This is a genomic window from Streptosporangium sp. NPDC000563, from assembly GCF_040299985.1.
Taxonomy (GTDB): Bacteria; Actinomycetota; Actinomycetes; order Streptosporangiales; family Streptosporangiaceae; genus Streptosporangium.
Map to the genome: position 1 here is coordinate 142,732 of NZ_JBEPDA010000018.1, position 22,886 is coordinate 165,617.

Genomic DNA, 22,886 nt, shown 5'->3' on the forward strand with positions numbered 1-22,886 from the left:
TGACGGGGAGCGGCCTACGCGATCTACCTGGGGGAACACCGTGTTTGGCCTGCTTTCGTGTCCTCCGAGGTCGCCGGATCGATGAGTGCTCCCGCGAAAACCGCCGACTACGACTACGGAAGGTTCAGCAGGCTCGCCGGGCCCGTGACCGAGCCGGAACCCGGGGTGCCCTACCGCGTGAGCTACCGCTCCCTGCTGGCCACCGAGCCGCACCGGGTGCGGGCGGTGTTGCTGATGGTCGCGGCCCTTCTCGTGGAGTTCACCCTGATGGTCTGGCTGCTGCTGCCCGACCACTGGACCGTCCGTCCCGACCCCTATGGCACGATCCCGTGGTACCTGCCGGTGGCCGACCGGATCATGCTCGTCGCGATCGCCTTCATCGAGGTCTTCCGGCTGGTCAGCGTGGTCTCCAACGTGCACGCCATGCTGGCGGCGAGGGATCCGGTCCCGGTCGCGCCGGAACCCGGCACCCGGGTGGCCTTCATCACCACCTGCGTACCCGGCAAGGAGCCGTTGGAGATGGTCAGGGAGACCCTGGCCGCCGCGCTGAAGATCCGCCACGACGGCGTGCTCGACGTCTGGCTGCTGGACGAGGGCGACGACCCCGACATCCGCGAACTCTGTGACTGGCTGGGCGCCCGCCACTTCACCCGCAAGGGCGTGCCCGAGTGGAACCAGCCCAAGGGAACGTTCCGAGCCAAGACCAAGCACGGCAACTACAACAGCTGGCTGGACGCGCACGGCGACGACTACGACTTCTTCGTCTCGGTCGACACCGACCACGTACCGCTCCCGGAGTTCTGCGAGCGCATGCTCGGCTACTTCCGTGACCCGAGGGTGGCCTTCGTCGTCGGTCCCCAGGTCTACGGCAACTACGACGCCGGGGTCACCAAGGCCGCCGAGAGCCAGCAGTTCCTGTTCCACTCGCTGATCCAGCGGGCGGGCAACCTGTACGGCGCGCCGATGTTCGTCGGCACCAACAACGCGGTGCGCATCCGCGCGCTCAAGCAGATCGGCGGCCTGTACGACTCGATCACCGAGGACATGGCCACCGGCATCGAGTTCCACCGCTCCCGTGACCCGCAGACCGGGCAGCGCTGGATGTCGGTCTACACCCCCGACGTGCTGGCCGTGGGGGAGGGGCCGTCCTCGTGGACCGACTTCTTCACCCAGCAGCTGCGCTGGAGCCGGGGAACCTACGAGACGCTGCTCACCCAGTTCTGGAAGGCCGCGCCGAAGCTCTCGCCCGGCCGGTTCTTCAACTACTCCCTGATGGTGACCTTCTATCCGATGTCCGCGCTCAACTGGCTGCTCGCCGGGCTCAGCGCCACCCTGTTCATGGCCGTCGGCGGCTCCGGCGTGACCGTGCCGATGGACATGTGGCTCATGCTGTACGGCGACGCGGCGCTGCTGCAGGTCATGCTCTACACCTGGAACCGGCGCCACAACGTCAGCCCGCACGAGCCGGAGGGCTCCTCCGGGGTGGCGGGGATGGTCATGTCGGCGCTGTCGGCGCCCATCTACGTCACCTCGCTGATCGGCGCCGCGCTGCGCAGGCCCAGCAAGTTCGTGGTCACCCCCAAGGGCGACTCGGCCAGCCCCGACCAGATCGCCACGTTCCGTATCCACCTGTGGTGGGCGGCGATCTTCGGCGGAGGGCTGCTGCTCACCGTCTTCTGGACCGGCCACATCCACCTGGTCATGACGCTGTGGGCGATCCTCGCCCTGGTCATCTGCCTGGGGCCCCTCGTGACCTGGGCCTGGAGTTCGCGGGCGGTCAAGGAGGGCCTGCGCCCGGTCGGTGACGAGTCGTGAGCCGCCTGCGCAAGCACCTGGTCGGGGTGGCGGTGGTGACCGCCGTCCTCGCGATCAACCTGCCCGCCGTCGCGGGTTTCGCCACGGAGAAGTGGCGCGACTACAGCATCAACCGCGACGACTACAAGGCGTCCCACGGCCACTGGACCTTCCTCGACGTCCCCGAGAGGTTCAAGGTCAACGCCATCCACGCCGCGCTGCTGCACACCGGCAAGGTGCTCATCGTCGCCGGATCGGGGAACAACGCCGCCAACTTCGACAAGGGCACCTTCAAGACCGTGCTGTGGGACCCTGCGAAGCCGGGCGGGCCCGACGAGTTCAAGCTGATCGACACCCCCGTCGACCTCTTCTGCGCGGGACACACGATGCTGCCCGACGGCAAGCTCCTCATCGCGGGCGGCACGGGCCGCTTCGAGGTGCTGAAGGCCAAGGTCAAGCGGGCCGCGGGCGCCCTGACCTTCAAGAACGAGAACCCCGACGCCAAGCCCAGACAGTTCCACCCCGGCACGCTGCTCACCGCCCCCGGCGGTCAGGTCTACCGCACCACCGCCCACATCAGCGTGCCGCCCGCGAAGAAGATCGAGACCGGAGTGCCGGGGAAGGTGAGGATCCGGCCCAGCGAGACCAAGGTCTTCGCCGAGGCCGTCACCGAGGGCGCGGCCGGCCTGCTCACCGCGCCGGCCGGTTCCGTCAACTACGAGATCCAGGGACTCAAGGGCCGGGAGAAGCGCGACCTGTACGCCATGGGCGGCAGCATGACGATGGAGAAGCAGGACTTCCAGGGCATCAGGGACGCCTACGAGTTCGACCCCGTCACCGAGCGCTACACCAAGGTCCAGGACATGGCCGAGGGGCGCTGGTACCCGACCATGACGAACCTGCCCGACGGCAGGGTCATGACCGTCTCCGGACTCGACGTCGTGGGGGAGGTCACCAGGGACAACGAGATCTACAACCCCAGGACCAAGACCTGGCGGCCCGGCCCCAAGAGGTTCTTCCCGACCTACCCCGCGTTGTTCCTGCTGGAGGACGACACCCTCTTCTTCACCGGTATGAGCGCCGGGTACGGCCCCGGCCAGCTCGAGTTGCGTCCCCCCGGAATCTGGGACTACCGCCGCGACACCGACCGTCTGGTGAAGACCCCGGGCGGCGTCGGAGGCATGGCGCCCGACGAGATGGAGGCGTTCACCCCCGTCCCCGGATTGCCCGAGCCCGAGCTGAACGAGACCGGCGCCTCCGTGCTGCTGCCGCCCGCGCAGGACCAGCGGATCATGGTGATGGGCGGGGGGCCGGTCGGGGAACGCCAGCCGGGCCTGCCCAACGCCACCGCCAGGACCGCCATCGTCGACCTCACCGAGGCGAGCCCGCGCTACGTCAGAGGCCCCGACCTGTCCGACCCGGTGCGCTACCCGAACGCCGTGCTGCTGCCCGACGACAGCGTGCTCTCCTTCAACGGCTCCAGCGACTACCGGGGACGCGGCGCCAGTGACGTCCTGCGCGCGGAGGTCTACCGCCCGGAGAGCAACAGCTTCCACGAGGCCGCGGCGCCCGCCGTCGGCCGCAACTACCACGCCGAAGGGCTCCTGCTGCCCGACGGACGGGTGCTCGGCATGGGCTCCGACCCGCTCTTCGGCGACAAGGCGGGCTCCCTGCCCGGCACCTTCGACCAGCGCATCGAGATCTACACACCGACCTACCTGCACAACGGCGAGAAGGCGCCGGTGTTCACCGGCGGGCGCGAGAGCGTGTTCCTGGGGCGCAGGGCCGGTTTCCAGACTTCCGACGCCGCACGCATCCACCAGGTGCGGCTGATGCGCCCGAGCGCCGTCACCCACGTCACCGATGTGGAGCAACGCTCGATCAAGTTGGAGTTCACCCGGGTGCCTACCGGGATAATCGCCGAGATCCCCTCCAATCCAGCCCTGGTGCCCCCAGGGTGGTACATGCTGTTCGGAGTCACCGAACGGGGAACGCCGTCCCCGGCCCGCTGGGTCCACATCCGAGGAGAGGGCTGACATGATCCCCGCAGCCCTCCGGTGGTGTACGGCGCCCTCCCACTTCTGTTCCCCGGGGTCGGCCCGGGGGCCCCACGCCGGAGGTATTCGATGAACAGGTACGGCCTCGCGGCCGCGCTGGCTCTCGCTCTCGCGACGGGGGCCTGCACCGGCGATCCCGCGCCGCCCACCACCTCCGGGAACGCGGCCTCAGGGAACGCCACCTCCGGGGGCACTCCCTCGGGCCCCGCGGGCGGGTTCTACGTCGACCCCGACGGCGCCGCGGCCCAGGAGGTCCGCAGGCTTGAGGGCGAGGGCAGGACCGAGGAGGCCGGGCTGATCCGTAAGATCGCCGACCGGCCCAACGCGATCTGGATCGGTGACCAGGACCCGAAGGACAGGGTCGCCGCCATCACCACCAAGGCCCGGCAGGCGGGCCGGATCCCCGTCCTGGTGGCGTACCACATCCCCAACCGCGACTGCGGCCAGTTCTCCGCGGGCGGCGCCTCCGACGCGGAGGAGTACCGCTCCTGGATCGGCCGGTTCGCCGAGGGCATCGGCGACCGGCCCGCGCTGGTCGTCGTCGAACCCGACGCGCTCGCCCACATCCTGGACAACTGCACCCAGGGCGGTCAGGCGGGCGAGCGCCTCGACCTGCTGCGCGGCGCGGTGGAGACGCTGAAGAAACAGCCCGCGGCCAAGGTCTACCTCGACGCGGGGAACGCCGGCTGGATCAAGAACCCCGGCGAGTGGGCCGAACCCATGCGCAGGGCGGGGGTGCCCCAGGCGGACGGCTTCGCCTTCAACGTCAGCAACTTCTTCACCGTCGAGGAGAGCGTCGCCGTCGCGGGACGGCTCTCGGACGCGGTCGACGGGGCCCGCTACGTCATCGACACCTCCCGCAACGGCAACGGTCCCGTCCGCGACGCGCAGGGCGACGACGCGTGGTGCAACCCCAAGGGCCGCGCGCTCGGCGCGGAACCGACCACCGAGACCGGCCACGAGCGGGTGGACGCCTTCCTGTGGATCAAGCGGCCCGGCGAGTCGGACGGCGAGTGCCACCGGGGGGAGCCCCGCGCCGGCGACTGGTTCCCCGAATACGCGCTGGAACTCGCGCGTAACGCGAGATAGCCGCTTATTCGTTATATCTTCGATCTTGCAGGTCAAGATTGCTTCGCAGGAGATTGACCGGAGTTGTCAGTTTTTCAGCGACCCTCTGGGAGCTTTCCTCGATGAACAGATGGAAAACGGCCATCGTCGCGCTGGCGGTCACCCTGCCAAGCGGCGTACTGCCCGCCGTGCTACCCGCCGGCGTGCTGCCTACCGACGCGTTGCCCGCCGCCGCCGCGCGATCCGCGGCCTCCCCGATCCAGGACGGCGAGACCAAGCCGGTCTACTCGCGCGCCGACGCGCTCACCGAGACCGTGTTCGTCGAGGTCGCCGGGGTCGACAGCGACGCCGACGGCCGCCCGGACCGGGTCGCCGTCGACATCATGCGCCCCAAGGAGACCGCCTCGGGGCTGAAGGTCCCGGTCATCATGGAGGCGAGCCCCTACTACGCGGGCGGCAACGACGTGCCCAACCACGTCGTCGACCTGGACGGCTCCGACCCCGCGGGCATGGAGTACCGGCGCAACAAGTTCCAGGACCTGCGCGACGAGATGTTCGGCATCGACGGCCTCGACGTGAACCGCGCGGTCGCGCCGCCCTTCCGCGGTTACTACGACAACTACTTCGTGCCGCGCGGCTACGCGATCGCGCTGGTGGAGAACCTCGGCTCGGGACGGGCGACCGGCTGCCCCACGACCGGCCTGGACAACGAGACCGCGGGCCCCAAGGCCGCGATCGACTGGCTCAACGGCCGCGCCCGGGGGTTCGACGCGGCAGGGAACGAGATCAGGGCCGACTGGTCCACCGGGAACGTCGGCATGATCGGCGTCTCCTACAACGGCACGCTGCCCAACGCCGTCGCCGCGACCGGGGTCAAGGGGCTCAAGGCGATCGTGCCGATCGCGGCCATCTCCTCCTGGTACGACTACTACCGAGCCAACGGCGGGGTGCTCGCCCCCGGCGGCTACCAGGGCGAGGACGCCGACGTGCTCGCCCGCTACGTGCTGACCCGCGAGAACGCCACGCAGACCTGTGGCGCGCTGATGGACCGCATCGAGCAGGACCAGGACCGGGTCACCGGCGACTACTCCGGTTTCTGGGACCGGCGCAACTACCTCAACGACGTGCGCAAGGTCCGCGCCGCGGTCTTCCTGGTGCACGGACTCAACGACTGGAACGTCAAGACCAAGCAGGCCGTCCAGTGGTGGGACGCCCTCGCCAAGCGGAACGTGCCCCGCAAGATCTGGCTCCACCAGGGCGCGCACTTCAACCCGTTCTCCTTCGCCGGACGCAACGCCGAGTGGCTGCGCCAGCTCCACCGCTGGTTCGACTTCCACCTGTACGGCCTGCGCAACGGCATCATGGACGAGCCGCAGGCCGACGTGGAGTCGGGCCCGGGACAGTGGGCACAGCACGCCTCGTGGCCGCTGCCCGGCACCCGCGACGTGCGGCTCCACCTCGCCGCCGGCAAGGACGGCCGTAACGGCACCCTGAGCGCCGACCGCCCCCGGGACCGCCGCACCGTCGAGACGTTCGTCGACCAGAGCGCCCGTACCGCCGAGCAGCTCGCCGAGAACGCCGAGGCCACGGATCCCAACCGGCTGGCCTACGTCTCGGGCACCCTGGCCCGCGACGCGCGCCTGTCGGGCACCCCGGAGGTCTCGGTGCGCGCCGCCTTCAATGGCGGGCGCTCGCCGTACCTGACGGCGCTGCTCGTCGACTACGGCACCGACACCCGCGCGTACGGCGGCGTCGTCTACGGCGACACCCAGGTCTGCTACGGCCAGGGCGTGCCCGGCGACACCGGCTGCTCCCGGCTGGCCGAGCACATCACGGTGACCGCCCCCTACAAGATCATCACAAGGGGCTGGCTCGACGTCCGCAACCGCCACTCCGCCTCGAAGTCCGAGCTTCTGCGCGAGGGGCACTTCTACGACTTCCGCTTCGACCTGCAGCCGAACGACTACGTCGTCAAGGCCGGCCACCGGATCGGCGTCGTGCTCCTGTCCACCGACCGTGACTTCACCCTGCGCCTGCCCCCGGGGACCGGCGTCTCGGTCGAGCCCGGATCCAGCTCGGTCGTCCTCCCGCTCGTCGGCGGGAGCGCCGCCCTCCGCTGATCCCCGGCCCGGTCAGGGAACGCGGACCCTTCGCGTGGCCTGCGGCACCCGGGCGAGGGGACGGGCATGAGGGGAAACCCCGGCTTGTCCCTGAGATCGGGGCCCAGGCCTGCCGCCGGGCCGGGCAGGGGCCTAGCGTGGGGTGCATGGGACGAATTCTTCTGATCGTGGCGGCCGTGGTGATCGGCTTCCTCCTGCTGGGCTCGGTGCTGGGCTTCCTCCTCACGCTCCTCAAGTGGGCTCTGATCATCGGACTGGTGGGGGTGGCGGTCGTGTTCGCGAGCCGGCTCTTCCACTCCTCGAACGCACGCGACTGACCTCGGCCCGTCCCCGGCCGAGGGCGGGTCGTGGCGCGGGTGCGCGTCCCCCGCCGGTCCTCACCGCGCTCGACGGCGGACCCTCCGGCCGGTCGCGAGGCGGGCGCGGGCTCACCGAGACCACCGTGACCACGCGGGCCGATGTCAGTCCCGCCGTTCGACGGCACGCGCCGTCGGCCACGCCCCGTTCTCGACCAACCGGCGCGTCACCCGGAAGACCTCGGTCGCGACGACCTCGACGGCGGCCGGTATCCGGCCGCCCCGCTGCAGAGCGAGCACAACGGTGCGGGACACCTCGGGATCGGTCAGCGGGCCGCCGCTCAGCCGCCCGGTCGCCACGTCCTCGGCGACGCCCGCGGCGGGCAGGACGCTCCAGCCGGTTCCCGACGACACCAGCTTCTTCTGCAGCAGCATCGAGTTGGTCTGGCACGCCACCGTGGGCTCGACGCCGGCGGTGCCGAGCGCCTCGTCGATGAGGGTCCGCAGTCCGTGCCCGGCCACGGGCAGTACGAGTGGCTGTCTCGTCACGTGGTCCCAGGTCAGCGAGCCGACGTCGCCGAGAGCCGCGCCGGGCGGCGCGACCGCCCACAGCGACTCGTGCAGCAGCGGTGTGACGGAGATCGACGGTGTCGACGCGAGGTTGTACAGCAGGGTCATGTCCACGGCGCCGTCGTCCAGCCACTGCTGCAGGTGGCCGGAGAAGGCGCTGAGCAGGCGCAGATCGATGCCCGGGTGCCGCCGTGCGACCGACTCCATCAGAGGAGCCGCGAGGATCTCGACGGTGCTCTCCAGCAGCCCGATCGTGACGATCCCCTGGACCTGCCCGCGATCGGGCCGGATCTCGGCCCGTGCCCGCTCCAGTTCGAGGAGCGCCCGGCGCGCGCGCTCGGTCAGGATCTCACCTGCGGGAGTGAGCGTCATGCCCTGGCTGGTGCGCTCGAAGAGCCGGACGCCGATCTCCTCCTCAAGCGAGCGGATGTGCCGGCTGACCGCGGGCTGCACGACGCGGAGCAGGCGAGCCGCCTTGGTGACACTGCCGACATCGCTGACGGTGACGAGCGCCGTGAGCTGCTTGAGGTCCATCGGGTCCTTTACGTGGTCATGCGCGAAACGAGTGAGGTCATCACATATCAGCATTTCACAGGATGTGACATCGCAAAATAAGATGGCCTGGCGGCCAAGCGCACCGTGTGTCCCCGTTCCTGACCATCACGCCCGGGAGGGCTTCCCATGTGCGAACTCAGCGCGGATGAAGCGGCGATCGTCGCCCTGGTGCGGGAATGGGTCGACCACGAGGTCAAACCCGTCGTGCGGGAACTGGAGCACACCGACACCTATCCCGAGGCGCTCATCGAGCAGATGAAGCGGATGGGCATCTACGGCCTCGCGATCCCCGAGCCGTGGAACGACGCCGGCGTCTCCGCGCGCTGCTACGCCGCGGTGACCGAGGAGCTCGCGCGCGGTTGGATGAGCCTGGCCGGCGCGATGGGCGGGCACAGCGTGGTCGCGAAGCTGCTCCTCGCCTACGGAACCCGGGAGCAGAAGGACCACTACCTGCCGAAGATGGCCGTCGGCGAGATCCGGGCGACGATGGCGCTCACCGAGCCCGGCGGAGGGTCCGACCTGCAGGCCATGCGCACCGTGGCACGCAGGCAGGGCGACGAGTACGTGCTCAACGGGTCCAAGACGTGGATCACGAACGCGCGGCGGTCCCAGCTGATCGCCCTGCTGTGTCTCACCGACCCCACGGCCTCCCCCGCGCACCGCGGCATCAGCATCCTGCTGGTCGAGAAGGGGCCCGGCTTCGAGGTGTCACGCGACCTTCCGAAGCTCGGCTACAAGGGGGTCGAGAGCTGCGAGCTGTCCTTCGACGACTTCCACGTGCCCCGCTCCGCGCTGCTCGGCGACGCGGAGGGCCACGGCTTCGCGCAGATGATGCGCGGCCTGGAGATCGGGCGCATCCAGGTGGCCGCGCGAGCGGTCGGTGTCGGCGCCGCGGCGTTGGAGGACGCCCTGCGCTACAGCCAGGAGCGTGAGAGCTTCGGGCAGCCGATCTGGAGGCACCAGTCGATCGGCAACTACCTCGCGGACATGGCGACCCAGCTGACGGCCGCCCGCCAGCTCGTCCAGTACGCCGCGCGCCGCTACGACTCGGGTGAGCGAGCCGACCTGGAGGCGGGCATGGCGAAACTGTTCGCCTCGGAGACGGCGATGAAGATCGCTCTGGACGCTGTGCGCATCCACGGCGGATACGGCTACTCGACCGAGTTCGACGTCGAACGGTACTTCCGTGACGCCCCACTGATGATCATCGGTGAGGGCACCAACGAGATCCAGCGCAACGTGATCGCGCGGGAGCTGGTCCGGCGCCACCGGGTGCGGCCGTGACGGCCCCGGTCGCGGCGTCCTGGCTGTTCGTCCCCGGCAGCCGGCCGGATCGGTTCGACAAGGCCGCCCGCGCCGGTGCCGGCGAGGTCGTCGTCGACCTTGAGGACGCGGTCGCCCCCGAGGACAAGGAGTCCGCTCGCGACGAGGTCGCGGCCTGGCTGGCCGGCGGTGCGACGGCCTGGGTGCGTGTCAACGCGGCGAACACCCGGTGGCACGAGGCCGATCTCGCGGCGCTGGCCTCCTGCCGGGGGTTGCGCGGAGTGATGGTGCCCAAGACGGAAGGACCGGCCGTCCTGCGCAGGGTCGCCCGATGGCTGCCGGCCGAGGCCGGGATCGTCGCGCTGGTGGAGAGCGCGCTGGGAGTTCAGGAGGCGGGAGTCATCGCCGCCTTCCCCGCGGTGACCGCGCTGGCGTTCGGATCGATCGACTTCGCGCTCGACATCGGCGCCGAGCATACCGACGAGGCCCTGCTGTTCGCCCGTTGCGCACTCGTCGTGGCCTCCCGCGCGGCGTCCCTGCCGGCCCCGATCGACGGCGTCACCGTCGAACTCCGGGATACCGCCGCGGTCAGGACGGCCGCGGCCCGCGCCAGGGGGCTCGGCTTCGGGGGAAAGCTGTGCGTCCACCCCGCTCAGGTCGAACCCGTCAACGCGGCCTTCGCTCCCGACCACGTGGATCTGGAGTGGGCGAGGGCGGTGCTCGCCGAGGCGCCCGGGGGCGAGGTTTTCACCAGCAACGGCCAGATGGTCGACAGGCCGGTCCTGGAGCGAGCCCGCCGGATAATGGCGCGGGCCGGCCACCGGACGACGGCCGGACCGGGGGCGTGAGAGAGACGCCGCACGCGTCCGCCGCCGGCCGGGAGCCGGTGACGGGGATCGTGCCACATCCGGGCGGGCACAACGAGGGCATCCGGGCCGATCACGGCCCGCGACACGAGGAGGCCGCCGAATGACCGAGGCAGGGGACACCGAGACGGAGGGCACCGAGGCGGAGGGCACCGAGACGGAGGTCGTCGAGGCGGAGGGCACCGAGGCGGAGGTCGTCGAGCGCACCGAGGCGCTCCAGCCGGAGCCCGCCGTCGCGCTCGCCCGGCTCCTCGGCGTCGACCTGCCGGATCTGGAGAGCGAGGGGCTGCCCCTGTTGTGGCACTGGGTCTACCTGCTGGAGCGGCCGCGCCAGGTCGACCTTGGAGCCGACGGTCATCCGGTCCGCGGTGTGATCCCCGCGCCACCCGCGCCGGGACGGCGCCGGATGGCGGCCGGCGGCCGGGTCAGGCTGTTCGGCCCGCTCGTCGTGGGGCGCGCTGCGACGCGACGCACCGAGGTCGTGTCACTGACCGAGAAGGAAGGACGCACGGGGCCGCTGACCTTCGTCGTCGTGCGCCACACCGTACGCCAGGGTGACGAGGTCAAGGTCGTCGAGGAACAGGACATCGTCTATCGCGACGTCTATCGCGACGCCGTCGCCACCGGCTCGCGTGCCGAAGCGGGCACGTTCACACCGGTGGCGGTCGAAGAGGACGAGTGGCCGCTGCCCGTGGACCCGGTGCTGCTGTTCCGGTTCTCGGCGTTGACCTACAACGCGCACCGCATCCACTACGACCGTGACTACGCCCGCGACGTCGAAGGCTACCCGGGGCTGGTGACCCACGGTCCGCTGCAGGCACTGGCCATGGCGGAGTGCGTGCGAGGAAAGGGCGTGCTCGCCACGGCGATCGACTACCGCCTGGTGGCGCCGTTGTTCGACCACCAGGGCCTGGTGGCACGGGGCGTCGTGACCGGTTCCGGCCACGAGGTCTCCGTCCGCGACCTCGGCGGCCGGATCACGGCGAAGGGACAGGTCCGCTCGTCCGCGGTCAGTCCCGGGAGACGTGCCTCAGCCTGAGGTCGTCGAGCAGGGTCTGGGTCGCGGCGGCCACCGCCTCGACGGCCCGCTCGAAGGCCTCCGCGTTGCGCGTCGACGGGGAGCGGAAGCCCGACACCTTGCGGACGTACTGGAGCGCGGCGGCTCGCACGTCGTCGTCGGTCACGTCGCTGGCGTAGGGCTCACGAAGGGTCTTGATGCTCCGGCACATGACAGGACCGTACTGCGTCTCGCGACCCTACAGATCCGGCAGGCCCCGCCGGAACCGGCCGACGGGGGGCGTCCTGACCCACCGGATCGTGCCCGAGCCGCTCGGCTCGACTCCGGATCGGCGGCCGGAACCGTGCGGTCCGAGGCCGGATCACGCCGGGGCCGGTCGCCGCGCGACGACGGTCAGCCGTCGTGGCCGTCGCGCTCGCGCTGGATCGCGTCGGCACTCTGGATGGCGCCGAGAAGCCCGGGAAAGAGCACGTCGAGGTCACGTCGGCGCAGCGCGTTCATCTTGGCCGTGCCCCGATAGACCTGGTTGATCACCCCGGCCTCGCGCAGCACCCGGAAGTGGTGGGTGGTGGTCGACTTGGTGATCGCCAGATCGATCGCCGAGCAGGGGGCCTCCCCGTCCTCGCCCAGTTGCCACAGGAAACGCACGATCTGAAGGCGCATCGGGTCGGACAGCGCGTGCAGCACGCCCTCCAGACGGATGTCCTCGCGCGCGGGGTGTTCCAGAGCCCTGACGGACGAGGTCGACACGGTGATTCCCTCCCTTGGGTGGCTCGATTGTACGAGAGCAGTCGTAGTTTGACATCTGTCGTAGTACGTAGATTATCGTATTAGCGTCAAGCCGGGGCGCCGCCCCAAAGACCCTCTCCAGAAGGAGTACGACCGTGAGCGCCCTGTTCGAGCCCCTGACCCTGAGGTCCCTCACCATTCCCAACCGGATCTGGATGGCTCCGATGTGCCAGTACTCCGCGGCGGTCGAGGGGCCGGAGCAGGGGGTGCCGACCGACTGGCACCTGTCCCACCTCGCCGCCCGCGCGGTGGGCGGTGCCGGGCTCATCCTGACCGAGGCCACCGCGGTGGCGCCGGAGGGCCGCATCAGCCCGGCCGACCTCGGACTCTGGAACGACCGCCAGCAGCAGGCGTTCACCCGTGTCGCCCGTTTCCTGCGGGAGCACGGTGCCGTGCCCGGCATCCAGCTCGCGCACGCGGGACGCAAGGCCTCCACCCGCAGCCCCTGGCAAGGCGGCGCGCCCACCGGACCCGGCGAGCACGGCTGGCAGCCGGTCGGGCCGAGCCCGATCCCCTTCGACGAACGTCACCCCACTCCCACGGAGCTGGACGCCGACGACATCGACAGGATCGTGGGCGACTTCGCCGCCGCGGCGCGCAGGGCGCTGGCCGCGGGCTTCCAGGTGGCCGAGATCCACGGCGCGCACGGCTACCTGATCGCCCAGTTCCTGTCGCCCGTCAGCAACCACCGCACCGACGCGTACGGCGGCTCGTACGAGAACCGCACCCGCTTCGCGCTCCGGGTCGTCGACGCGGTGCGCGAGGTCTGGCCCGACGAGCTCCCCCTCTTCTTCCGCGTCTCGGCCACCGACTGGCTGGCGGAGAACCCCGCGGACGACCGCGAGGGCTGGGGCGCCGACGACACCGTCCGCTTCGCCAAGGACCTGCTGGCCCACGGCGTCGACCTGCTCGACACCTCGACCGGCGGCAACGTCGCCGGGGTGCGCATCCCCACCGGGCCCGGCTACCAGGTCCCGTACGCGGCCAGGGTGAAGGCCGAGACCGACCTGCGGGTGGGCGCGGTCGGTGAGATCACCAGGCCCCGGCAGGCCGAGGAGATCATCGCCTCCGGTCAGGCCGACGCGGTCCTGCTCGGCAGGGAACTGCTCCGCACCCCGTACTGGCCGAACCTCGCCGCCTGCGAGCTCGGCTCCGCCGCCCGCTGGCCCGACCAGTATCACCGCGCGGTCTGACTCCGCCGCGGCCGTCACCCGGCGCGTCCCCCCACCGGACGGGGAGGTGACCCGTCCGGTGAGGGGACGCGCTGGGGGGAAGACGGAGCGGCCCGCCAGGGGGGCGCGGGCCGGTCCGTCTGTCAGGGGGAGTGGCGATGAACGGACCGGCCCGCCAGGGGGCGAACCCCCGGGGGTCGAGCGGGCCGGTCCGGGATCATGGGGTGGTGCGGCGCAGGGCGACCGCGTCCCGGTGGACCGCGGCGGGAGCGTGACCGTCGAGGAGCAGGCGGCGCATCAGGACCGCGACCTCACCCATCGTCTCCGGGCGGAAGCCGCGGCGGGTCACCTCCTGGGTGCCGATCCGCAGGCCCCGCGCGGGCTCACCGGAAGACTGCCCCGGCAGGCGGACGCCGCTGAGATAGACGCCGCCCTCGGCCAGCAGCCTGGCGGCCTCGTCCCCGCCGCCGAACGCGACGGCGTCCACCGCCACGTGGTGCGAGACGGTCCAGCCCCGATGGGCGGCGGCCACGGTGAAGCCCTCGCCGTCCAGTGCCGCGGCCAGTGCCCCGGCGTTGGCGAGGCAGCGGTCGGCGTACGCGGAACCGCCCGCGGCGTGCTCGGCGGAGGCGAGGACCAGCGGCGCAAGGCGTGAGGCGTCGTAGTTGGCGGTCAGGCCGGGATAGGCGGCCGCCGACACCTGGCGGGCGAGATCCTCGTCGCGGGTCACCACGGCCGCGCCCGGCGGGCCGCCGAAGGACATGTAGGTGGACATGGTCACCAGGTGCGCGCCCTCGTCCAGCGGACGCTGGAACCGGCCGCCCGCGATGAGCCCCGCCACGTGCGAGGCGTCGTAGACCAGCAGGGCCCCCACCTCGTCGCAGGCCGCCCGTAACCTCGCGACGTCGTACGGGAACAGCATCAGGTTCGCGCCGACCACCACCAGCGCGGGCCGGTGCGCGCGCAGGAACGCCGGCAGGGCCACGTGGTCGACGTCGAGCCGTTCGGCGTCGTAGGGCAGGTCGGCGACCCGCAGGCCCCGGATTCCGGCGGCGCCCTGGGCGTGGTGGCTGGCGTGACCCCCGGCGGTCTCCGGGAGCACCGCGATCGTGTCGCCGGGGCCGGCGAACGCGCTGTAGCAGGCGAGGTTGGCCAGCGTGGCGCTCTGCAGGCGCACCTCGGCGAACTCACCGCCCATCAACGCCGCGACCTGGAGCGGGGCGAGGACCTCCAGCACGTCCAGCTCCTCCAGGCCGGTCTGGAACTTCTCGCCCGGCCAGCCCATCGAAGGGCGGCACCCCAGGGAGATCTCGTGCGCGGCCCTGGCGCGCTCGCTCATCGTGTTGGTGCCCGCGTACAGCACCACGCCGTCCTCGTCGAGGCGGCCGCGGTGCTCGGCCAGTACCGCGTCGACCAGCCGGGACACCGCGTCGAACCCCAGTCCGCCCACCTCGGCCTCAAGCTCGGCCAGGCGCAACTGTGCCCGTGGCGGCGCCCACGGGGCGACGCGGCTGCGCTCCTCCACGAGGTTCCTTTCACCGGGCGATCGAACGACTCTCACGAGGCGGGTTCCCCGGCTCCCACGAGGCGGGTCCCCCGAAATGAGTAAGTGCGACGCTACGGCCCACGCCAGGTCGAGTCATCGTTCCGGCGCCGGAGATACTTCCTACATCTGTAGGATTGGACCGTGATAGCGGATGATGTTCAGGATCTGCTGGAGTCGCTCGCCGTGGCCGTGGGCCGGGGGATGTCCGTGGACGACCTGGAGGGCCGGGTCGTCGCGCACAGTGCCCATCACGGGGAGGTCGATCCGGTCAGGGCACAGGCCATCCTCTCGCGCTCGGTTCCCGCCGAGGTGGGGGCCTGGCAGGAGGCGCACGGGGTGACCACGACCCGCGAGCCGGTACGGATCCCGAAAAATCCTGACTTGGGGATGGCGGCGAGGCTCTGTGTCCCTCTGCTCCACCAGGACCGCCGCGTCGGCTACCTGTGGATCATCGAGGGCCCCGGCCCGCTCAACCCGCAGGAGCGCGAAAGGGCCGTGCGCGACGCCGCCGCGATCGCCGCCCTGCTCGACGACGGCGGCAGCTCCCACATCCTGAGCCAGCTGCTCACCGGTGAGATCGGCGTGCGGCGTGCGGCCGGTGTGCTCGGTGAGGGGCCGCTGCGCGTCCTGGCGCTGCGGGGCGACCCGGACGGCCTGCGCGAGGCGGTCGGCGCGGAGCTCGCCAGGGTGCGCCGCCCGCCGGCCTTCACGATCCTGGACCGCCACGCCGTACTGCTGCTGAACCGCGGCGAGGACGCGGTGGCACTGGGGGAGCGGCTCGCCACCAGGACCCGCGCGGGCGCCGGGCTCAGCGCACCGCACCCCGGGCTGGAATCGGCCGTACGGGCGCACGAGGAGGCGCTCACCGCGGCCAGGGCCGCCGCGGCCGAACCCGCGCTGCGGCCGGTCGCCCGCTGGCCGGACCTGGGCGTCTACCGGTTGCTCGCCGACCCGGTCGCGGGCCCGCACGGGTCGGCCGGCGGCCCGCTCGACGCGCTGCGCGAGCACCCGGCGCTCCTCACCACCCTGGAGACCTATCTGGACAGCGGAGGAGACGCCCAGGAGACCGCGAGGCTGCTCCACCTGCACCGCACCAGCCTCTATTACCGCCTCACCAGAATCGAGCACCTGGCCGACCGCAACCTCAAGAACGGAACCCACAGGTTAGAACTTCATCTCGCGCTGAAGCTCGGTCGCTGGAATGCGGTGTAGCGGCCGGGTAATCCGGGCACAGCTTTCCGGTGTTGCAGTTGATCAGCGAGATCATGGCCATCGTCGTCGTGCTCGTGCTCATTCCGCTGTCGTTAATTCTCGTGTCCGTTGTGGTCCTCCTCGCGCTGGCCGCGTTGGCTCTGGCGACTTCACGGGAGCAGGATGGGAGAACGACATCCCGGCGGAGGTAAGACGGTGCGGCAGCTCAGCGCGGTGGATACGCAGTTCCTGAATTTCGAGACCTCGACGAACGTCGCGAACATCGGGGGACTCGCGATCCTGTCGGGAGGCCTGACCCGCGGTGACCTGGTGTCGCTGCTGGCCCGCCGGCTCCACCTGGCCGCGCCCTTCCGCATGCGGCTCGCCTTCGTCCCGTTCGGCCTGGACCACCCCTACTGGACCGAGGACTCCAGAATCGACCTCGACTACCACGTGCGCGAGATCGCGCTGCCCAAACCGGGCAGTGACATGCAACTGGGCGAGCAGGTGGCCAGGCTGCACGCCCGGCGCCTGGATCGGCGTCGCCCGCTGTGGGAGATGTATCTCATCCACGGCCTGCACGGGGACCGTACGGCCCTCTACATGAAGGTCCACCATTCGGCGGTCGACGGCGTCACCGGCGCCGACGTGCTGGCCGGGCTGCTGGACACCTCACCCGAGCCCGCGGAGGTCGAGCTGGCGCCCCCGGGCGAGCCCGAGGAGGAGATCGACAGGGGGGAGATGGTCGTCAGGGGTCTGGCCAAGGTCGCCGTCAACCCGGCCAACGCGATACGGTTCCTGGTCAACGCCGTCCCGCACCTCGACGAGATCCCGCTGATCTCCCAGGCACCCGGGGCGGGGCTGGTCTCACGGATCACCAGGGACCTCGCCACCCGCCTGTCCGGATCCGGGGCCGCCGAGGTGCCTGCCATGCCCCGTATGACCGTTCCCCGCACCCCTTTCAGCGGCAGGATCAGCGCGCATCGGCGGTTCGCCTACACCACCCTGCCGCTGGAGGACGTCAAACTGGTCAAGAACGCCTTCGGTGTCACGGTGAACGACGTGGTGATGGCCCTGTGCGCCGGGGCGCTGCGCCAGTGGCTGCTCAAGCACGACGCGCTGCCCGAGCAGCCCCTGGTCGCGGGGGTGCCGTTCTCGCTCCGCCTGCCCGGTGACCAGAGCGCGGGAAACCAGGTCAGCATCATGATCACCACCTTGGCGACACAGGTCGCCGACCCGGTCGAACGGCTGCTGGCGGTGCGTGACGCGATGCGGCTGATCAAGGACCGCTCGTCGCTCGCCCCGGCGCGCTGGCTTCAGGAACTCAGCGACATGATGCCCTCCGCGCTGACCGGGCTCGCCTCCCGCGCCGCCTTCAACCTGTTCGCCGGCAGCGCGGGCCCCATCAACGTGGTGATCTCCAACGTGCCCGGCCCGCAGATCCCCCTCTACGTGAGCGGCGCCAGGCTTCTGGCGTACCATCCCGTCTCCGTCGTGACCGACGCCAGCGGCGGCATCAACATCACGGTCTTCTCCTACGACGGCTCACTTGACGTCGGCGTGATCGCCTGCCGGGAGATGGTTCCCGACGTGTGGACCGTTACCGACTATCTCAGGGACACCCTGCTGGAGCTCAAGTTCCTCGTTGAGGAGCAGTGACAGCCCGGGAGCGTCCTCGGTGAAGCGCAGAATCTTCTCCAGGCAGACGATCGAGCCCCGCTCCTGCCTCTTGACGAACCGGATGTCATCGGCGAGGGCCTGCATGATCAGCAGCCCGCGGCCGTGCTCGGAGGTGGGGGCGGGGGAGGAGGTCTCGGAGAAGTCGAAGCCGTTGCCGGCGTCCACCACCTTGATCACGCACCGGCCCCTGGTCAGCTCGGTGCTGACCATGTAGTCGTCGCTGGGGATGGCGTGCTGGATGACGTTGGAGCACGCCTCGGAGAGCATGAGCTGGATGTCCTCGCGAATCTGGGTCACCACCCCCAGGGCCTGCAGCGAGGAGTCGAGAAGCTGTCTGATCACGGGAACACTCGCAGCGTCACGCGGTAGACGCAGCGCGATGGTGGCCTCCACGGTCCCCCCCTTCTCATCGCCGATTCACAGCCGACGTAGAAGCCTTGCCCTGGGGAAACCGTCCTAATCGGGGATGGGTGATCGTGTCCCTGGGATGCGGCAGAAAACGGCAAAACATTTCTTCCGTGGCATGTAACCGGGGAGATTCCCTCCGGTTCGGGGTTCGCGACGACGCGGTCCGGAGCCGGGCGTGGAACGCCCGCGGGGCGGGGGTCGCCGACCCCCGCCCCGCGCTTCGATGATCGAAGGACGCTATCCGGAGAAGGCGTCCGTCGCGGCCTGGCAGAAGGCCTTGAGGTCGTCGGGCTTGCGGCTGGTGATCAGCGTGTTCGGACCCGAGGAGCAGATCACGACCTCGTTGTCCTCCCAGGTCGCCCCGGCGTTGCGCAGGTCGGTCCGCAGGCTCGGCCAGGACGTGACCTTGCGGTCACGTACCACGTCGGCCTCGATCAGCGTCCAGGGCGCGTGGCAGATGGCCGCGACGGGCTTGCCCGCGTCGAAGAAGCCCTTCACGAAGCCCACGGCCGCGGGTACGGTCCGCAGGAGATCGGGGTTGGCGACGCCGCCCGGAAGCAGCAGGCCGTCGAAGTCGGTGACGGAGACCTGCTCCACCGTGGCGTCCACCGGGAACGTGTCGGCCTTGTCGAGGTGGTTGAACGCCTGGACCCGACCCTGCTCGGTGGAGATCAGCTTGGGCGTGCCCCCCGCCTGCTTGACGGCCTTCCACGGCTCGGTGAGTTCGACCTGCTCGATCCCCTCGGGAGCCACGAGAAACGCGATCGTTTTGCCGTTCAGCATGTCGTTCCCTTCGTTGACGTGCGGATATGCCATCAAGGGGATGCTATGCCCGCACTGCCGGGATCCATGCGAGAAGCGTCGATCCCGGGGCGGACCCTGCGCCGGCGCAGACCGGCGGCGGTGAGACGGGTGACGAGCTCACGGGAGGAGACGGCCTCGGCGCCCAGCGCGAGGGCCCGCTCGTAGACGGTCTCGGGAACGTCGTAGTGGTCGCGGTCGAACGCCCGGCGCGGCACGCCGAGAAGTTCCGCGAAGGCGTGCAGCTCCCCGGTGGAGCTGTCGCTGACCAGATGTGACCAGAGCAGGCCGCGCGGACCCGGCCAGCTGGGCGGGTCGATGAGAACGCTCACCGCCTGGCGAGGTCGAGCGCGACCTCCAGGGCGGCCGCCTGGCGCTCCTCGTCGGTGATCGACTCGTCCCTGAGCGCGAACCACGAGGCGTGCAGCGCGAACAGGGACATCGAGTGCTTCAGCCGGGTGGACAGGGGGTCCTCCGGATCGACGAGGAAGGTGAGCAGCTCGAACATCCCCTCGCGGGTCTTCTCCATCGTCGGGTGTTTCTTGAGTGAGGTCTGGTTGCGCTCGAAGAACCGCATGATCTCGTGGTGCCTGCCCCGTCGCAGGTCGTGGGCGTAGCGGCGGATCAGTTCCTCGCGCGTCTCGTCGGTGCGCGGCTGGGTGCGGGCCCAGGCGATCAGCTCCTCGACCGCCCGCACCCGGTCCTCCGCCAGGCTGGCGATGATGTCGTCCTTGGTCTTGAAGTGGTAGTAAAGTGCCGCTTTGGTCACGCCGAGGGCCTCCGCGATCTCGCGGAGCGAGGTGGCCTCGTAGCCCTGCTCGGTGAAGAGCTTCAGGGCGATCTCCTGAATGCGCGTCCGTGTGTCGGCGTTTTCCCTCATGGTTCCCTTACCGAGAAATTAACTTGACGGCCGGCAAGTAAGCGGCCTACATTCCAGCATAGCCGACGCTAGCCGGTCGGCAAGTAAGCAAGATCACAAAACTGGGGGCACAGAAGTGAAGGAGACCGCGGCCGTGCCGGCGCGGCGTCGCGAGGTCATGGTAGTGCTGCCGGGCCTGATGCTCGCGATGGTCCTGGCCATGCTCGACAACATGATCGTCGGCACCGCGATGCCCCGCATCGTCGGGGAACTCGGCGGACTGACGCACCTGTCCTGGGTGGTGACCGCCTACGTGCTCGGCACCACCGTCTCGACCCCCATCTGGGGCAAGATCGGTGACCTGTACGGCAGGAAGAACATCTTCCTCGCCTCCATCGTCATCTTCATGATCGGCTCCGTGCTCTGCGGCATGGCCGGATCCGAGATGCTCGGCGGGCCGTCCGACGGCATGACGCAGCTCATCGCCTTTCGCGCCCTCCAGGGCTTGGGAGCCGGGGGCCTGATGGTCAACGCCATGGCGATCATCGGCGACCTCGTCCCGCCCCGCGAGCGCGGCCAGTACCAGGGCATCATGGCCGCCGTGATGTCACTCGCGATGATCGCGGGTCCGCTCGTCGGCGGGTTCATCACCGACCACCTCGACTGGCGCTGGGCCTTCTACGTGAACCTGCCCATCGGGTTCGTCGCCCTCGCCCTGCTCGCGGTCAAACTGCAACTGCCCAAGCTCCGCACCGAGCACCGCATCGACTGGCTGGGCGCGGCCCTGCTCTCGGTCGGCATCACCGCGCTCGTCCTCATCACCACCTGGGGCGGCAACGACTACGCGTGGGGATCGTGGCAGATCCTCGGCCTGGCGGGGCTCGCCGTGATCACGCTGGCGGTGTTCGTCCTGGTGGAGCGCCGCGTCGCCGAGCCCATCATGCCGCTCAACGTCTTCCGCGACCGCAACTTCAGCCTGATCTCGGGAGTGGGCTTCCTGCTCGGGTTCGCCATGTTCGGCGCGATCAACTTCCTGCCGCTGTTCCAGCAGACCGTCCAGGGGGCGAGCGCCACCAACTCCGGCCTGCTGCTGCTCCCGATGATGGGCGCCGCCATGGTGGTCTCGCTCTTCGTCGGCCGCGCCATCACCAGGACCGGCAAGTACAAGGTGTATCCGATCCTCGGTGGCGTGGGCATGGCGGTCGCGATGTGGCTGCTCTCCCTGATGGACGTCAACACCCCCGCCTGGCAGACCGGGGTGTTCATCGCGGTGCTCGGCCTCGGTATGGGCTTCCTGATGCAGACCACCATGCTGATCGCCCAGAACAGCGTCGAGCAGAAGGACCTCGGCGTCGCCAGCAGCGCCTCGACCTTCTTCCGCTCCATCGGCGGCTCGTTCGGCGTCTCGCTGTTCGGCGCGATCTTCAACAACCGGCTCACCTCCAGCCTGGAGAGCAAGCTGGGCGCAGCGGGCGAGCGGATCGCCTCCGGAGGCGCCCAGTTCGACCCGGCCGCGCTGCACGAGCTTCCCGCCAACGTGCGGGTCGGCTTCCTGGAGTCGCTGGCCGAGTCGATCTCCGGCGTCTTCTGGTGGGCGATCCTGTTCGCGGTCCTGGTGCCGCTGCTGGCGGCCTTCATCAAGGAGATCCCGCTGCGCGGCGCGCCCGAGGCCTCCGAGGACACCCAGGCACCGGTCCCGGCACTCGACTGACGGTCTCTCGCTCCCGTCGCCTGACGAACCACGTGAGCATCCGGCTCATCGGCCGGTCGGCCGATGAGCCGGGAGCCAAGTGCCGACCCAGTGATCCCCAAGCCGCCCTCGCGACGATGGGGTCATGAAGACAACGATCCCCGCCACCGGGTACGTCACCCGGCGGCCACTGGCCGAGGACGCCCACGAGATCCACGAGCTGATCTCGCTCTGCGACACCCAGGTGATCGGCAAGGCCGACATGACGCTCGACGACGTCGCCGACCACCTGAACGACTCCGCCTTCGCCGGGGAGTCCGACGGCTGGCTCGTCCACGACGAGGGCGGGCGCCTGGTGGCGTGGGCCTGGGCCTGCCGCAAGGGGAGCAGCGACAACGTCGACGTCGACGTCGTCGTGCACCCCGCCGCACCGGACCTGACCGGCCCGCTCTGGGACACCGTGACCGAGCGGGCCAGGCAGATCACGGCCGAACTCGGCCACGACCGGGCCGTGGTGGACATCGGCCTCTACCGCGAGGACAGCGGCAAGCGCGCCATCGCCGCGTCCCGCGGCTTCGCCGCCGCCACCAGCTTCATCCGGCTCCGCGCCGACCACGAGGGGACGGTCCCCGGGCCCGAACTCCCGGCCGGGGTGACGGTGCACGACGGGCTCACCGAGGAGGTACGCCGTCAGGGGCACGCCGTGCAGCAGGCCGGCTTCGCCGAGCACTTCGGGTTCGCCCCGAAGGACTACGACGAGTGGTACGAGGAGCTGGACTCCTCGGTCACCACCGACTGGGCACAACTGACGGTCGCCCGCCTCGACGGCGAGCCCGCGGCGATGCTGCTGGGGACCAACGCCTTCCTGGGGGACGAGAACTGCGGGTACGTGCGCCAGTTGGCCGTGCTCCCCGCCTTCAGGGGCCGAGGTCTGGGAAAGGTCATGCTGCGCGGGGCGTTCGCCGCCGACGCCCGCCGCGGGCGGGTCGGCACCTACCTCCACGTCGACGCCAACAACAGCACGCCCGCCCTCGACCTCTACCTCTCGGTGGGCATGCGTCAGGTGCTGGCGATCGACGTCTGGCGGCGCACGATCTGACCTCCCCCGTACGGCCCTCGCCGCACGGGGCCGTGGGGATCATC

At 70.3% G+C, this 22,886-nt stretch carries 22 protein-coding genes; 14 read left to right on the forward strand and 8 right to left on the reverse strand.

Annotated elements, in window-relative coordinates; translation table 11 throughout:
• Positions 1–81: 81 nt before the first annotated feature.
• The 5 genes from ABT352_RS30550 to ABT352_RS30570 all read left to right on the forward strand — a co-directional run bounded on the left by ABT352_RS30550 (position 82) and on the right by ABT352_RS30570 (position 7,356).
• Positions 82–1,815 (forward strand): glycosyltransferase family 2 protein, encoded by a 1,734-nt coding sequence (locus ABT352_RS30550; protein ID WP_350948425.1) that lies wholly within the window; start codon positions 82–84, stop codon positions 1,813–1,815.
• The gene (gene glxA / locus ABT352_RS30555) at positions 1,812–3,830 is read left to right on the forward strand and encodes a radical copper oxidase GlxA (protein WP_350948426.1); all 2,019 of its coding nucleotides are present in this window, start codon (positions 1,812–1,814) and stop codon (positions 3,828–3,830) included. The genes ABT352_RS30550 and glxA overlap by 4 nt, the downstream gene beginning before the upstream one ends.
• Positions 3,831–3,920: 90 nt before the next feature.
• Positions 3,921–4,940 carry a glycoside hydrolase family 6 protein gene (locus ABT352_RS30560; protein ID WP_350948427.1) on the forward strand — a complete coding sequence of 340 codons (1,020 nt, stop codon included), beginning with the start codon at positions 3,921–3,923 and terminating at the stop codon, positions 4,938–4,940.
• 101 nt (positions 4,941–5,041) lie between these two features.
• Positions 5,042–7,039 (forward strand): Xaa-Pro dipeptidyl-peptidase, encoded by a 1,998-nt coding sequence (locus ABT352_RS30565; protein ID WP_350948428.1) that lies wholly within the window; start codon positions 5,042–5,044, stop codon positions 7,037–7,039.
• Between the two features lie 146 nt (positions 7,040–7,185).
• A complete protein-coding gene (locus ABT352_RS30570) occupies positions 7,186–7,356 on the forward strand; it encodes a hypothetical protein (protein WP_350948429.1) in 171 nt (56 codons plus the stop codon).
• A 144-nt stretch (positions 7,357–7,500) separates the two neighbouring features.
• Here ABT352_RS30570 and ABT352_RS30575 read toward each other — a convergent pair whose 3' ends face one another.
• A complete protein-coding gene (locus tag ABT352_RS30575) occupies positions 7,501–8,439 on the reverse strand; it encodes a LysR family transcriptional regulator (protein ID WP_350948430.1) in 939 nt (312 codons plus the stop codon).
• A gap of 147 nt (positions 8,440–8,586) precedes the next feature.
• On the opposite strand from ABT352_RS30575, the gene ABT352_RS30580 reads away from it, so the two are divergent.
• The 3 genes from ABT352_RS30580 to ABT352_RS30590 all read left to right on the forward strand — a co-directional run bounded on the left by ABT352_RS30580 (position 8,587) and on the right by ABT352_RS30590 (position 11,628).
• On the forward strand, positions 8,587–9,744 hold the full coding sequence (locus ABT352_RS30580; protein ID WP_350948431.1) for an acyl-CoA dehydrogenase family protein: 1,158 nt from the start codon (positions 8,587–8,589) through the stop codon (positions 9,742–9,744).
• Entirely contained in the window at positions 9,741–10,571 is an 831-nt protein-coding gene (locus tag ABT352_RS30585; protein WP_350948432.1) for an HpcH/HpaI aldolase/citrate lyase family protein, read from the forward strand. Before ABT352_RS30580 ends, ABT352_RS30585 begins: the two co-directional genes overlap by 4 nt.
• A gap of 121 nt (positions 10,572–10,692) precedes the next feature.
• Positions 10,693–11,628, forward strand: coding sequence for an HTD2 family dehydratase (locus ABT352_RS30590; RefSeq protein ID WP_350948433.1), 936 nt, complete (start codon positions 10,693–10,695; stop codon positions 11,626–11,628).
• Here ABT352_RS30590 and ABT352_RS30595 read toward each other — a convergent pair.
• Both ABT352_RS30595 and ABT352_RS30600 read right to left on the reverse strand, forming a co-directional pair.
• Positions 11,600–11,818, reverse strand: a complete 219-nt coding sequence (locus ABT352_RS30595; RefSeq protein WP_350948434.1) for a DUF2277 domain-containing protein — start codon at positions 11,816–11,818, stop codon at positions 11,600–11,602. The genes ABT352_RS30590 and ABT352_RS30595 overlap by 29 nt on opposite strands.
• 182 nt (positions 11,819–12,000) lie before the next feature.
• A complete protein-coding gene (locus ABT352_RS30600; protein ID WP_350948435.1) occupies positions 12,001–12,357 on the reverse strand; it encodes an ArsR/SmtB family transcription factor in 357 nt (118 codons plus the stop codon).
• Between the two features lie 134 nt (positions 12,358–12,491).
• Between ABT352_RS30600 and ABT352_RS30605 the strand changes: the two genes are divergently transcribed.
• Complete coding sequence (locus tag ABT352_RS30605) at positions 12,492–13,589, forward strand: NADH:flavin oxidoreductase/NADH oxidase (RefSeq protein WP_350948436.1); 1,098 nt, start codon at positions 12,492–12,494, stop codon at positions 13,587–13,589.
• A 196-nt stretch (positions 13,590–13,785) separates the two neighbouring features.
• Here ABT352_RS30605 and ABT352_RS30610 read toward each other — a convergent pair whose 3' ends face one another.
• Entirely contained in the window at positions 13,786–15,093 is a 1,308-nt protein-coding gene (locus ABT352_RS30610) for a glycine hydroxymethyltransferase (RefSeq protein WP_350948437.1), read from the reverse strand.
• 162 nt (positions 15,094–15,255) lie between these two features.
• Here ABT352_RS30610 and ABT352_RS30615 point away from each other — a divergent pair, with 162 nt between their 5' ends.
• Genes ABT352_RS30615 through ABT352_RS30625 form a run of 3 tightly spaced genes read left to right on the forward strand, consistent with a single transcriptional unit; the run spans position 15,256 to position 17,964 of the window.
• Entirely contained in the window at positions 15,256–16,326 is a 1,071-nt protein-coding gene (locus ABT352_RS30615) for a PucR family transcriptional regulator (protein WP_350948438.1), read from the forward strand.
• Between the two features lie 29 nt (positions 16,327–16,355).
• Positions 16,356–16,517 carry a hypothetical protein gene (locus ABT352_RS30620; RefSeq protein ID WP_350948439.1) on the forward strand — a complete coding sequence of 54 codons (162 nt, stop codon included), beginning with the start codon at positions 16,356–16,358 and terminating at the stop codon, positions 16,515–16,517.
• Between the two features lie 4 nt (positions 16,518–16,521).
• Positions 16,522–17,964, forward strand: coding sequence for a WS/DGAT/MGAT family O-acyltransferase (locus ABT352_RS30625; RefSeq protein WP_350948440.1), 1,443 nt, complete (start codon positions 16,522–16,524; stop codon positions 17,962–17,964).
• On the opposite strand, the gene ABT352_RS30630 is transcribed toward ABT352_RS30625, so the two are convergent.
• The 4 genes from ABT352_RS30630 to ABT352_RS30645 all read right to left on the reverse strand — a co-directional run bounded on the left by ABT352_RS30630 (position 17,851) and on the right by ABT352_RS30645 (position 20,074).
• A complete protein-coding gene (locus tag ABT352_RS30630; RefSeq protein ID WP_350948441.1) occupies positions 17,851–18,378 on the reverse strand; it encodes an ATP-binding protein in 528 nt (175 codons plus the stop codon). The genes ABT352_RS30625 and ABT352_RS30630 overlap by 114 nt on opposite strands.
• 252 nt (positions 18,379–18,630) lie before the next feature.
• Positions 18,631–19,209, reverse strand: coding sequence for a type 1 glutamine amidotransferase domain-containing protein (locus tag ABT352_RS30635; RefSeq protein WP_350948442.1), 579 nt, complete (start codon positions 19,207–19,209; stop codon positions 18,631–18,633).
• Positions 19,209–19,526, reverse strand: coding sequence for a DUF4031 domain-containing protein (locus tag ABT352_RS30640; protein WP_350948443.1), 318 nt, complete (start codon positions 19,524–19,526; stop codon positions 19,209–19,211). The genes ABT352_RS30635 and ABT352_RS30640 overlap by 1 nt, the downstream gene beginning before the upstream one ends.
• Positions 19,523–20,074 (reverse strand): TetR/AcrR family transcriptional regulator, encoded by a 552-nt coding sequence (locus ABT352_RS30645; RefSeq protein WP_350948444.1) that lies wholly within the window; start codon positions 20,072–20,074, stop codon positions 19,523–19,525. The genes ABT352_RS30640 and ABT352_RS30645 overlap by 4 nt, the downstream gene beginning before the upstream one ends.
• A 133-nt stretch (positions 20,075–20,207) precedes the next feature.
• Here ABT352_RS30645 and ABT352_RS30650 point away from each other — a divergent pair, with 133 nt between their 5' ends.
• Together ABT352_RS30650 and ABT352_RS30655 are read left to right on the forward strand one after the other, a co-directional pair.
• Entirely contained in the window at positions 20,208–21,764 is a 1,557-nt protein-coding gene (locus tag ABT352_RS30650) for an MDR family MFS transporter (RefSeq protein WP_350948445.1), read from the forward strand.
• Positions 21,765–21,888: 124 nt separating this feature from the next.
• Positions 21,889–22,842 (forward strand): GNAT family N-acetyltransferase, encoded by a 954-nt coding sequence (locus ABT352_RS30655; protein WP_350948446.1) that lies wholly within the window; start codon positions 21,889–21,891, stop codon positions 22,840–22,842.
• Positions 22,843–22,886: the final 44 nt, after the last annotated feature.